The 12,197-nt window shown below is 66.5% G+C and carries 9 protein-coding genes; 5 read left to right on the top strand and 4 right to left on the bottom strand.

The genetic code is table 11. The annotated features are described in order from the left end of the window. The gene (locus AC1DY7_RS07450; RefSeq protein WP_477493010.1) at nt 1-579 is read right to left on the bottom strand and encodes a hypothetical protein; all 579 of its coding nucleotides are present in this window, start codon (nt 577-579) and stop codon (nt 1-3) included. Nucleotides 580-900: 321 nt separating this feature from the next. Here AC1DY7_RS07450 and AC1DY7_RS07445 point away from each other — a divergent pair, with 321 nt between their 5' ends. The 3 genes from AC1DY7_RS07445 to AC1DY7_RS07435 are packed head-to-tail and all read left to right on the top strand — an operon-like array spanning nt 901 to nt 4,243. Continuing rightward, complete coding sequence (locus AC1DY7_RS07445; RefSeq protein WP_477493009.1) at nt 901-2,151, top strand: aminotransferase class I/II-fold pyridoxal phosphate-dependent enzyme; 1,251 nt, start codon at nt 901-903, stop codon at nt 2,149-2,151. Further along, a complete protein-coding gene (locus tag AC1DY7_RS07440) occupies nt 2,148-3,092 on the top strand; it encodes an NAD-dependent epimerase/dehydratase family protein (protein WP_477493008.1) in 945 nt (314 codons plus the stop codon). Before AC1DY7_RS07445 ends, AC1DY7_RS07440 begins: the two co-directional genes overlap by 4 nt. Nucleotides 3,093-3,109: 17 nt before the next feature. After that, on the top strand, nt 3,110-4,243 hold the full coding sequence (locus AC1DY7_RS07435; RefSeq protein WP_477493007.1) for an acyl-CoA dehydrogenase family protein: 1,134 nt from the start codon (nt 3,110-3,112) through the stop codon (nt 4,241-4,243). Here AC1DY7_RS07435 and AC1DY7_RS07430 read toward each other — a convergent pair. The 3 genes from AC1DY7_RS07430 to AC1DY7_RS07420 all read right to left on the bottom strand — a co-directional run bounded on the left by AC1DY7_RS07430 (nt 4,227) and on the right by AC1DY7_RS07420 (nt 8,362). Further along, nucleotides 4,227-6,401 (bottom strand): MMPL family transporter, encoded by a 2,175-nt coding sequence (locus AC1DY7_RS07430; RefSeq protein ID WP_477493006.1) that lies wholly within the window; start codon nt 6,399-6,401, stop codon nt 4,227-4,229. The two genes, AC1DY7_RS07435 and AC1DY7_RS07430, sit on opposite strands and share 17 nt — an antisense overlap. Nucleotides 6,402-6,440: 39 nt before the next feature. Beyond that, the gene (locus AC1DY7_RS07425; protein WP_477493005.1) at nt 6,441-7,343 is read right to left on the bottom strand and encodes a glycosyltransferase family 2 protein; all 903 of its coding nucleotides are present in this window, start codon (nt 7,341-7,343) and stop codon (nt 6,441-6,443) included. Between the two features lie 233 nt (nt 7,344-7,576). Further along, on the bottom strand, nt 7,577-8,362 hold the full coding sequence (locus AC1DY7_RS07420; RefSeq protein WP_477493004.1) for an SHOCT domain-containing protein: 786 nt from the start codon (nt 8,360-8,362) through the stop codon (nt 7,577-7,579). Between the two features lie 187 nt (nt 8,363-8,549). Between AC1DY7_RS07420 and AC1DY7_RS07415 the strand changes: the two genes are divergently transcribed. Then, nucleotides 8,550-10,754, top strand: a complete 2,205-nt coding sequence (locus AC1DY7_RS07415) for a molybdopterin-containing oxidoreductase family protein (protein WP_477493003.1) — start codon at nt 8,550-8,552, stop codon at nt 10,752-10,754. A gap of 31 nt (nt 10,755-10,785) precedes the next feature. After that, a complete protein-coding gene (locus AC1DY7_RS07410; RefSeq protein ID WP_477493002.1) occupies nt 10,786-12,177 on the top strand; it encodes an NAD(P)H-dependent amine dehydrogenase family protein in 1,392 nt (463 codons plus the stop codon). Nucleotides 12,178-12,197: the final 20 nt, after the last annotated feature.

Here is a 12,197-nt window from a genome sequence, read left to right as displayed (position 1 = left end):
TCACCCGAGCGGCGGCACCGTCGCCCCCGGACCCAACAGGTCGGCGGCTGAATTCGACGACGTCGTGCGCCACCGCCCATACAAGGGCAGCTCGCTTCCTACCGTGGACCATCGTCGCGCCAGGTACCGGACGACCGTCCGGATGTAGCGGGTGGTCTCGGCATACCAGCGCCACTCATACAGCCGACCGGTGTCGAGCACCAAGGCAAGTGCCTCGGACTCGACGCCCTGCAGGTACGGCCGCACCCACGTCACCATCACCCACGCCCGCTGGCCGCCAGGCACCGTCCATTCGATCGGGGCGTCGCCGGCGGTCATCGTGTGCCGCAACGCGGGCGCTGGCGGTCCGTCCGCGCCGAACAACTGCACCGTCACGTTGTGGAAGATGCCGGGTCCGCCCACTTCGAACCGAACTCGGTAGACGTCACCGTCCCGGTCGGCGGTGAACGCCACCAACCCGCCGACGGCGACGTAGCGCGAGAAGGCCAACTGGCTGCCCGCCATCACGAACCGGCGCACGGCGAGCAGCACAGTGAACGTCGCGACGGTCACCGCGACGACGCTCCACATCAGGTCCACGTGGACAGCGTGGCAGAGCGGGACCGGAACGTCAGGCGCTCCGGCACAGCCACTTCACAGCACACTCTCCGCCCGACAGCGGGGGTCCGCGTCCCAACTTTGGGTTAACAGCGTCAGCAACGACGATTCACAGGTTGCGGCCGCCGAGGAACGGGTATTTCAGCAAGTCTGGCTCGACCGAGGGAGCCCCGTGACCATGCAACTCTGTCCAGATTCTCAGGGTTCTGACCCATCCGCGGCACCGTTGAACTCGAATCTCTTCTTTGACGTGAGTTTTACGAATGCTCAGTAGCTTCCGCAGCCGAAAATCGGGGGGGAACCATGGAAAGCGATCTTGAAGAGTTCGCGGAGACCGGTGACATCGCGCAGGATGTGGGGCAACGAATCGAGTTGTTGCGCCATTTCGACTCGACCGGCCAACTCCCGTTTTTCCAGCAAATCGACGCGGTCGACACCCCGCTGGTCGAGGTCGGCGGGCACGAATGCGTGCTGCTGGGCTCCAACTCCTATATCGGCTTGTCGACCCATCCGGACGTCATCGCCGCATCGGTGGCGGCCACCCAGGAGTTCGGGACCGGCACCACCGGCAGCCGTCTGCTCAACGGCACGTACAGCCTGCACGTGGCGCTCGAACAGCAGATCGCCGCATGGCTCGGCAAGGAAGAGGCGCTGGTCTTTACCACTGGCTATCAGACCAACGTCGGCACCATCCAGGCACTGCTCGGCAGCGACTGCCTGGCGGTGGTCGATTCACTGGCCCACGCCTCCATCCGCGACGGCGTCCGGCTGAGTCAGGCCGTGGAAGCCAAGTTCGAGCACAACGACGCCGAGTCGCTGGCCGCGATTCTGCGCAGCCAGGCGGGCACCGACTACCGGCGCATCCTGGTCATCGTCGACTCGCTGTATTCGATGGAAGGCTCGACCGCTCCGCTGGAGCGGATCATCGACATCTGCAAGAGCGCCGGCGCCATTCTCATGGTCGACGAAGCCCACGGAATAGGGGTGTTCGGACCCACCGGCGGCGGTTTGACGCAACGCAACAACGTCTCCCAGGACGTCGACATCGTGATGGGCTCATTGTCGAAGGCGATCGGCGGGCTCGGCGGGTTCATCACCGCATCACGCGATTTCATCGACGAGATCCGGCTCAGTGCGCGGTCGTTCTGGTTCAGTACGTCTGCCACCCCTGGTGCGATGGCCGCCGCCTCGGCCGCGGTCAAGATCATTCGCAGCACCGAGGGCGGCGAGCGGCGCAGCCGGCTGGAGCGCAACTCACGCCTGATGCGCGAGGCGCTCACGCCCTTGGACGTGGCCCTGCACCAGCCCGACGAGCACAGCCCGGACTGGTCACCGATCATCCCCATCCGACTGTTCGACGAGATGCGAACCGTGTTGAGCTGGAACCAACTTCGCGATGAAGGGGTGTTCGTCACCCCGGCGATCTATCCGGCGGTTCCGGTGGGTAACCCGATCCTGCGTGTCTGCATGACCTCCGAACTGAGCGAGGACGACGTCTTGCGGTCTGCCGAACTACTGAACAAGGAACTGTCCTGGGCCCTGGCGGCTGCATGAGTGGGGGCCTCCGCCTCGCCATCACCGGAGCCACCGGCGACTTCGGACGGTCCATGCTGCAGTGGGCCGTCGACAACGATGACATCAAAGAGATCACCGTTCTCGGTCGCCGACAGCCCCAGACGAAACACCCCAAGGTCCACGAAGCGTTCCTCGACCTGAGCAACCATGTCGACCTGGAATCGGTCGCCGGGTATGACGCGCTCATCCATCTGGCCTATTGCGTGGAGGAGCCCAGAAACAAGCGCCAAGCCTTCCAGGTCAACGTGCTGGCCACCCAAACCCTGCTCGAGGAAGCCAACCGGGTGGGTATCGGACACCTGATTCTCACCTCGAGTGCCAACGCACTCGGCGTGGCGGCGTGCGGCACCGGAATACAGTTGCCGGAGAACAGCTATCCGGCCGGCGATCAGAACCCCGACCACTACTACTTCTATCACAAGGCGCTCTTGGAGCACCTGGCCAACTGGTACTGGTCGCACGGTGAGCCGGGCGGCACCCAGGTGGCCGTCGCGCGGCCCTGCTACATCGTCGGCGAGCACTTCGAGAACTCGGGTCTGCAGGCATTCCTGGCCAAAACGGTGGTCTACCCGGATCCGGGACGCTCCTATTACCAATTCCTCTGGGACACAGACCTGGTGGCTGCTTACGCCACCATTCTCGACGAGGGTTTGACCGGCATTTACAACATCGCCCCGACCGATCAGACCAGCGTTGCGCAGATCGCCTCGATAACCCAGGCACGCTTGATCTCCGGGCCACTGCGCCTACTGAAAACCGGCGCCGATCTGGCGTTTCGGTTGCACGCGTCGCCGTTCTCGGGGCACTGGGTGACTCGTGGCGACCCGCTGCTGGACTCGCAATTATTGCGCTCCACAACTGACTGGACGCCCGCCACCGGTTCCGCAGACGCACTGCGGCGCTACATCACTCGACGCTGAACGGGAAGGACATTCCGATGGACCACACCGGACTGGAGGAACGACTGTCGCACGTGGCAGCCGTCCGCAAGCACCTACCGAAACTCGCTGACACGCTGGAGGACCTCGGGCTGACGGCCGCCGAGGACCCGGCCACCGACGTCGTCACGCTCTGGAAGGAGCACGACGGCCCCCGACTGACCGCGCCCATCGACCTCGGCGGCCTGGGCGCGACCTGCGTGGAAACCCTTGAGCTGCAACGCGGCGTCGGCTACCTGAGCCCGTCGCTGGCCGCGGCGACCACCATGCACTACCTGTCGGTGGCGGGCCTGGCCGACTTCGCGGAGTCCACCGACGAGGAGACCGTCGGCCTGATCAAAACGCTGATCGAACAGCGCACCGTCTTCGCGTCCGGGTTCTCGGAGGGCAAGATCAACGGCAGCGTCTTCCGGCCCACCATGCAGGCAGCCCCCGCCGACGGCGGGTACACGCTGACCGGCAGCAAGAAACCGTGCAGCCTCGCCGACAGCATGGACTGTGTGATGGCCAGTGTGGTGCTCGACGACACCGGACAGCGGGCGATCACCTTGATCTTCAACGGAAGTCCCGGCGTCACCGTCACTCCACTGTGGACCAGCGCGCCGCTTTCCGGCGCACAGACCCACGCGGTGGACTTCGAGAACGTCTTCGTGCCCAACGATCTGATGATGGTCAGCGACGTCGAAGATCCCGACGGCCGCAACGAGAAATCGGGCTACGTGCTGTTCGGCCTGATCATCACGGCCGGCTATGTCGGCGCCGCGACCAGGTTGGCGCTCAAACTCGCCACCCGCGACGACGTCACACCAGCCGACTTCGTGGAGATGTTCTCCCCCGTCGAAGGTGCGTGGCGCAGCCTGCGAATGATCGCCGCCCGCTACGACACCGGCGACCGCAGCGACGACCTCTTCGCCGACCTCTTGTGGATCCGGCTCGCCCTGCGCGACCACCTGCAGACCAGCGTCGCTCGCATGGTCTCGAAGGTGGGCGGCGTGGCGTTCGCCACCGATCCCGAAATCTCTTACCTGGCTTCGTGTATCTCGGCCTACTCGTTCCATCCGCCGAACCTGCGTGAGGCGGGCACCTTCCTGCTCGACCACGAATTGGCCGGGGAGATCAGCCTGACTCGCTGATCCCGATCTTGGCGTGCAGCTTCGCCAGCGGCGCGGGAGCCCACCAGTTCCACGTGCCTGCGAGCTTCATGACCGCCGGTACCAACACCATGCGCACCAGGGTGGCGTCGACGACGACGGCCAGCGCCAGACCGACGCCGACCATTCGCATGAAGGCGACCTGGCCGCTGCTCAGCGCGGCGAAGACGATCACCATCAGCAGCGCGGCCGCCGTGATGACCCGGCCCGCACCGGCAATCCCGAGCGCCACCGCCTCGTCGTTGTTCCCCGTCGCGAGCCAGTGCTCCCTGATCCGTGACAGCAGGAACACCTCATAGTCCATCGACAGGCCGAACGCCGTCGCGAACAGGAACACCAACACGTCGGCGACCAGAGTCCCGGTCGGTGTGGTGCCCAGGCCGCCCAGATGCCCCTCCTGGAACACCCACACCAGCGCGCCGAGCGTCGCCGACAGCGACAACGTGTTGAGCACCAACGCCTTCAGCGGCAGAACCAGGCTTCCGGTGAGCAGGAAGATCAGCACGAACGTCGTCAACGCGATAAGGATCAGCACCACCGGCAGCAGGCGGACGATCTCATCCACCGAGTCCTGGTTGAGCTGATTCGCGCCGGTGAACAGGGCTTCCGCGTTGTGCGGCACCGGGACCGCGCGCAGCCGGTCGAGCTCGGCCCGCGATAGTGAGTCCGACGACGGGTGCTCGATCGCGACCGAGAGCCACACGCTGCCGTCCTTGACCGCGGCGGGCAGCAGCGGCGGCCCGACCGCCCGCCCGTCGACGTAGGAGCCGACCGGGGCCGAGACCGTCACCGCGCCAGGCACATTCGACAAGGCTGTGGCGTACCCGGCGATGTCGCGCTTGGTCAGCGTGCCGGCGTCAGGGATGACGATCGAGGTGGCCGACGCGGCATTGTCCGGGAATTCCGCGCGCAACGTGTCCCCCACCTGACGCGACTGCGCGCTGGCGGGCAGCACCCGGTCGTCGGGTAGGCCGAACCGCGCGCTGAGGAACGGGCCACCGAGGATCAGCAGCAGCGCGACCACCACCAGCGCGCACGGAATAGCGTGCCGCATCACGAAAGTCGCGGTGCGGTAGAGGCGGCTCTGCGTGATGTCGGTTTCCTGCGGCGTGCGCCGCAGGGTGAAGGATTCGATCCGGTCGCCGAGAAGTTTGACGACCGCCGGTGCGACCACGACGGCGTAGAGGCCGGCCAGGGCGACCACACCGCATCCGGCATAGGCCATCGACCGCAGGAAGTACATCGGGAACACCGCGAGCGCGCCGACGGCGAGGAACACGGTGCACGCCGAGAACAGGATGGTGCGACCGGCTTTCGCGACCGCCAGGTGCAGGGCTTCGTCGCGGTCGCCGACCCGTTGATATTCCTCGCGGTAGCGGCTGATCAGGAGCAAGGTGTAGTCGATCGCCAGCGCGAGACCCATGGCGGTGGTGAGGTCCAGCGCGAAGATCGACACGTCCGTGAAAAGCGTGATCCCGCGCAGTAATCCGAGGGTGCCGACGATGGCCAGCCCGCCGACCACCAGCGGGAGCAGCGCGGCGAACACCCCGCCGAACACCCAGATGAGCACGATGAGCGAGAGCGGCAGCGCGATCGCCTCGGCGATGAGCAGGTCCTTCTCGGACTGCTCGTTGATCTCCGCTGCGACCATCGCCGAGCCGCCGGCCCGCACGGTGAGACCGTCGCGCTCACCGGTGACCGTGTCGGCGGCTTCCTTGCCGTGTTTGGGGGCGTCGTTCTCGCCGCCGGTGATCTGCGCGATGACCACCGCCGTCCGGCGGTCGGCGCTGATCGCTCCCGGGGGGCCATCCCAGGGTGACTGGACCCCGCTGACGTGCGGGGCGCGTCGAAGGTCCTCGACGAGTTTGCGGCCCGCCGCCGCAGCGGCCGGGGCCCGCATGTCGCCGGCACCCTGCACCACGAACGTCACATCCATGTCGCCCTGGCCGAAGGTCTCGGTGAGCACCTTCGTGCCACGCGCCGACTCGGAGTTCGGGTCCTGGAAGCCGGCCGCGCCGAGGTGCTCGGTGACCGTGGCGCCGAAGATCCCGGCCAACAGGGTCAGCAGCCCGACTACCAGCAGTACTCGTTTGGGGGCTGCGATGGCGACGCGAGCCAGCTGGGCGAGCAAACGCGTCATGCCACCACACATACCGCATTTCCGGGCCGCCTAACCCCGTTACGCCACGGGTAGGCGTCGCGCGCAAGTGTCGCCGTGCCGCAAGCGACTGCTCTCGGCCCACAGGCCCAGGTTCCACGCCAGCGTGCACGTCGCCTTCCGATCCCCCGCCGGTGCCACGCGCACGACCGTCGACCTGATCAGGCCCCACAGCACCGCCTGCATCATGGCCACGACGGTGACCGCCGCGAGCAGTTGGGGCCGGTGCTTGCGTAGCAGGCGGGCCTCGCCGCGGCCGAAGTTGAAGTGCTGCTGGAACGCATCGCCGAGGTCGGCGTGCTGCGTCTTGGACACCACAGCGTCGGGCACCAACTCGAGGGTGTACCCGGCGTCGGCAATACGCCAGAAGAACTCGACCTCGTCCGCACCGCCCCTGAACGACTCGTCGAACCCGCCGACCGCGTCGAACACCTCGCGGGTGAAGGCGCAGTTCGTACCGTTCGCAAAACGGATACCGCCGACCAGCACTTTGTACAGCTGCCTGTTGCGCTCCAGCACCCGGCCGTCGGCCAGGACGCGGTCCAGTCCACCGCCGGCGACCTGCGTGCCGTCGCGGAACGCCGTCGCGTACGCGTCGATCCAGCCTTCATGGACGAAATCGTCGGCGTCGGTCAGCAGGATCACGTCACCGCGAGCCGCAGCAACGCCTTCATTGCGTCCGACGTTGACGCCTGGCGACCGTCCGGCGTCGACGAGATGCACCCGCGGATCGGCATAGGAACGGACGATGTCGGCGGTGTCGTCGGTAGAGCCGTTATCGGCGACGATCACCTCGAAATCGGCGTCAGTCCGTTGTGCCAGAAGCGCGTCCAATTGCTTACGGATGAACGGAGAACCGTTCCGGCAGGGAATGACGACGCTGATCTCGAGGCCCCCCGGCCGACGGGTGATGGTGTCGGTCATATTCGCAAACTAGCAGCGGCCGCGCCGCCGCAGCCTCATCCGAACCCATCCCACAGCAAAGAATCAGGCGAGTCAGGGGCATAGTACGCGACCGGGGTGGGGGAACCTGAGAATGAGCTCAGCCCTCCTCGTTTGGGGGCTGCGATGGCGACGCGAGCCCGCTGGGAGAGCGCAGCGGCGATGTTACGGGCTCACCCTGATCACCCCGGTCGTTTGCTCGGCGACGAGCAGGCTCAGAGGCGGCCAAGCAGTTCGGCTTTCTTCACGGAGAACTCCTCATCCGAAAGGATGCCGCGCTCGCGCAGGCCGGCGAGCGACTCGATGGCGGCGATGATGGCCGCTGAATCCCCGGAGACGCCGGAGGTCTGCGCGGGTGCCGGTGGCTGAGGAGTGAACTGGGGTGCGGGTTCGGGTTGGTACTCCGGTACAGGCGCCGCCACCGGCGTCTCGGCCACCTGCTGTGCTCCGAGTTCACGCAGGCTCGATACGTCGAAGGTGCCGAACTGGCTGGTGAAACTGGCCGTTCCGTAGCCGCTGCCCTGTTGCTGCTGAACGCCTCCGATCCGGTGTTCGCCGGTGTCGAAGATCCGTGTCACACCGTTGATCTGGATGGCCAGCCGCTGGGTGTTGGGGAAGATGGCGTAGCGCGAGTCGTTCTGGCCGCCCGATGAACTCGGGAAGCCCAGGTCGCCGGGCCACCAGTTGCCCGAGGCGTACCCGGGAGCGGAGTTCGTGACGGCGGGGAACACCGTGGTGGTGGCCAACAATTGGGACAACTCGGCGCACAGTCCGTCGACGCGCGCCTTGAGCCCGTTGTCGAACATGTTGCCGACCATCGTCATGCCACCCCGCATCCACTGCCCGGACCCACCGAGTTCGGGGATGGAGAACTGGGCCATGGTGCCTCCGCCGGAATTGACGGCAATCAGCATGGCCAGTACCGCCTCGCGCGAGAGGCCGTAACGCTGGGCGATGTCGGCGACAGCGCTTTCGGCTTCGGGGGTGAGTGCTCCCGCCATGGGTGAGTCCTTCGTCGTGGGTACCGGTTAGAGATTACGCAACTCTGCGGCCGGCGCAGACTTCGTCGGCCACGCTCCGGGCGCGGCAGGGAAGCGGGTTTGCCGGATTGGTTTCGCCTTTCGCCCTCGCCAGTGCTGAGCGATCGCTTAGCATGGGGCACGCCCACCGCCCTGAGGGAGTTACCCCATGCCGCACACGACGACGCATCCTGCGATCTGCCGGATCTGTTCCGCGCACTGCGGCGTCCTCGCCACGGTCACCGACGGGCGACTCACCAAGGTCGCCGGCGATCCCGACAACCCTCTGTTCAAGGGCTATACCTGCGCCAAGGGTCGCGCGTTGCCGGCCATCCACAATAATCCGCAGCGCCTGCTGGTCAGCCAGAAGCGTGCCGCCGACGGCACCTACGCGGCCGTCGAGGCCGGCCAAGCGATGGATGAGATCGCCGCGAAGCTGACCGCCCTGATCGAGGAGCACGGCCCCCGCTCGGTGGCCCTGTATCTGGGTACCAACGGTTTGCCGTATCCGGCGTCGGCGTTGATGGCCAATGCGTTCATCCGCGCCATCGAGTCGCCGATGTTCTTCACCGCGAACACGATCGATCAGCCGGGCAAGCAGATCGCGCTGGCCGCGCACGGGCATTGGCTGGGCGGTGACGTCAGCTTCGACGAGGCCGACAGCTGGTTGCTGGTGGGCACGAACCCGGTGGTGTCCAAGGCGATTGGCATTCCCGGCCAGAATCCGTCCCAACACCTCAAAGCCGCCGTCGCACGCGGGATGCAGTTGATCGTGGTGGATCCGCGGCAGTCGCAGACCGCGGCGCGCGCCGCGATCCACATCCAGCCGCGCCCGGGCGAGGACGTGTCGATCCTCGCGGCGTTCATCAACCTGATCATCACCGAGGGCTTGTGCGACACGGAGTTCCTGGCCGAGCACGTCGACGGGTTCGACGCACTCACCGCCGCGGTATCGGGGTTCACCCCCGAATACGCGGCGACGCGCGCCGACGTGCCGGTGTCCCAGATCGTCGACGCCGCACGCCTTTTCGCCACCCATGGCACGCGGGGTGGCATGGTCAACGCCGGCACCGGCCCCAACATGGGCCGCGACGGCAGTCTGCTGGAGTATTTGTGCATGTGCCTGACGACGATCTGCGGGCGCTGGGCGCGCGCCGGGGACAAAGTGTTGCGGCCCAACACCTTGTTGCCGGCCTTCACCGCCAAAGCCCAGGCGCACGCCCCGTATGAGGGGTGGGGGTACGGCGAAAGGCTCCGGGTGCGCGGCCTGACCGACACGGTCGCCGGAATGCCCACTGCCGCACTGGCCGACGAGATTCTGCTCGACGGTGATGGGCAGGTGCGTGCGTTGATCTGCATCGGCGGCAACCCGATGGCCGCGTGGCCGGATCAGCGCAAGACCGAGCAGGCGTTGGAGAGCCTGGAACTGTTGGTCACCCTCGACACCGAGATGTCGGGCACCTCGCGGATGGCCGACTACGTGATCGCGCCGATGATGCAGATGGAGACGCCGGCGATGACGGCCGGCAGCGAGCTGATCAAGTACTACACCAGCGGCACCGGCATTCCCGCGCCGTATGCGCAGTACGCCCCGCGGCTCATCGACCCGCCTGAGGGCTCGGACCTCACCGAGGAATGGCAGTTCTTCCTCGGCCTGGCCAAGCGGATGGAGCTGGAGTTGTGGTTCGTCAACTTCTTCGGAAGCGGCGGAGGACGTTTCATGGAGGCACCGCCGATCATCGTGAAGTTCGACGGCGAGAGCGAACTGAGCACCGAGGAGTTGTTCGAGCAGATGTGTTCGACGTCGCGCATCCTTCTCGACGAGGTGCGCAGCCATCCGCACGGCGGCCTCTTCGCCGTCGACGCGGTGGTCGAGAAACGCGATGCCGACTGCACGGCGCGCCTGGACGTCGGGAATGAGGTGCTGCTGGCCGGCCTCGCCGTGGTGTTGGCCGAGGACTTCCGGGGCACCCAGGACGACCCCGAGTTCCCGATGCGGCTGATCCCGCGCCGGCACCCGAATTTCATGAACTCCTCGGGCATCACGCTGTCGGCCCTCAACCGCGGTAAGCCCTACAACCCGGCGTACGTGCATCCCGACACGCTGGCGGCGCTGGGTCTGGAGTCCGGTGCGGCGGCGACGGTCGCGTCACGTCATGCCGACATCGCGTGCGTGGTCGAGGCCGACGACACCATGCGCCGCGACGTGATCTCCATGCACCACGCGTTCGGCGGGTTCCCCACCCAGGACCGGGCCTACTCAGATCACGGCAGCAATGTCGGTCGGCTGGTGCCCACCGACGCCGAATACGACCCGATCACCGGGATGCCGCGGCAGGCGAACATCCCGGTGCGTATCGTCGCCGGTTCGTGAACCCCATCCCAGTCAACCCCTGGAGCGTCAAGTGACCAATCCCCCGATTCGCCTGGTGCAGTGGACAACCGGGAACATCTCCCGCGAGGCGGTCAAGGGCATCCTCGAACGACCCGGTCTGGAACTCGTCGGTGTCTTCGCCTACAGCGATGACAAGGTCGGCAAAGACCTCGGCGAATTGTGTGGTCTGGACCGCACACTCGGCGTCACGGCCACCAACGACATCGAGCAGATCATCGCGCTGAAGCCAGACTGCGTCGTGTACATGCCGTTGCATCCTGACATCGACCACCTGGAGACGCTGCTGCGAGCGGGCATCAATGTCGCGACGACTGCGCACTTCATGACCGGCCGCGCCTACGGCGAGGAGGCTCGTGCGCGGATCGAGGCCGCCGCCGTCGAGGGTGGTGTCAGCATGTTCGGCAGCGGCGTGAACCCTGGCTATGTGCAGTATCTGGCGTCGGTCGCCACCAACGTGTGCCGTACCGCCAACTACGTCAGCATCCTCGAATCCTTCGACATCGGGCCGTGGGCAGGCGACGCGAACCAGGACGAACTGGGCTGGGGGCGTCCGGCGGGTGACGCGAACCACGCAGCCGACATCGAGCACGCCACCATCCCGTTCGGCGACACCTGCGAGGCACTGGCAGCGTTGCTCGGCCTGTCCCTCGACGGAATCCGGTGCGATGTCGAGTTCTCCTACGCAGCAAAAGATCTCGACATCCCCGGACGCGACGTTCGCAAAGGCACCGTCGCCGGTGTCTACGCACGCTGGATCGGCTCGGTCGGCGGGCTCGACGTCCTCGAGACAGCCGTGAAGTGGACGATCACACCGGACCTCAGCCCAGCCTGGGACATCGCGATGGCCTACCAGATCGAGATCCGCGGCCATCCGAACGTGACGCTGAAAGCCGGGGTGCTGCCCGAGTTCGGCTCGATGACCATGGACGAGATGATCGGTATCGGGTCGGTCATCACGGCCATGCCCGTCGTCAACGCCATCCCGGGCGTCGTCGCTGCGCGGCCCGGCATCGTCGGCTACTCCGATCTTCCCGCCGTCGGGACCCGGCTGGTACCGGCACCGCCGCCCGCACCAGCGGCTGAGGTCCCCGCACCGTCACGTCCGCACTTCACGCGCCAGTCGACCCTTCAGGAACTCACCGCCTCGCGGGTCGGGAGGCTCCTGCGCCGCGTCGTCGCCGGGCAGGCCAAGAAGACAGCCGCCAGCGACAGCGAGGCGGCGATGTTCGTCGGCATGGCCGCCTACCAGAGTCTTGAGCAGATGGTCACCATGAGCGACGGCAAGCTGTCCTGGCCGGTGGCAGATTCGATCATCGATCTGGCGAACGGTCAGCCGCATCGGATCGGCGGACGGGCCGTCGCCGCCGCCCGGAAACGCTGGCAGCACCGCGCCACGAGGTGACGAAACGAAAGAAGGCCAGG

The organism is Mycobacterium sp. P2_H7, from assembly GCF_056403275.1.
The sequence above is the reverse complement of the archived record's forward strand: the minus strand, read 5'-3'. Positions and strand labels throughout refer to the sequence as shown.

Bases quoted from the DNA above. Each gene is read 5' to 3' on its own strand.
- AC1DY7_RS07420 (WP_477493004.1), bottom strand. From the start codon at position 8,362: ATGGCGGGAGCACTCACCCCCGAAGCCGAAAGCGCTGTCGCCGACATC.
- AC1DY7_RS07430 (WP_477493006.1), bottom strand. From the start codon at position 6,401: ATGACGCGTTTGCTCGCCCAGCTGGCTCGCGTCGCCATCGCAGCCCCC.
- AC1DY7_RS07425 (WP_477493005.1), bottom strand. From the start codon at position 7,343: ATGACCGACACCATCACCCGTCGGCCGGGGGGCCTCGAGATCAGCGTC.
- AC1DY7_RS07435 (WP_477493007.1), top strand. From the start codon at position 3,110: ATGGACCACACCGGACTGGAGGAACGACTGTCGCACGTGGCAGCCGTC.
- AC1DY7_RS07445 (WP_477493009.1), top strand. From the start codon at position 901: ATGGAAAGCGATCTTGAAGAGTTCGCGGAGACCGGTGACATCGCGCAG.
- AC1DY7_RS07415 (WP_477493003.1), top strand. From the start codon at position 8,550: ATGCCGCACACGACGACGCATCCTGCGATCTGCCGGATCTGTTCCGCG.
- AC1DY7_RS07440 (WP_477493008.1), top strand. From the start codon at position 2,148: ATGAGTGGGGGCCTCCGCCTCGCCATCACCGGAGCCACCGGCGACTTC.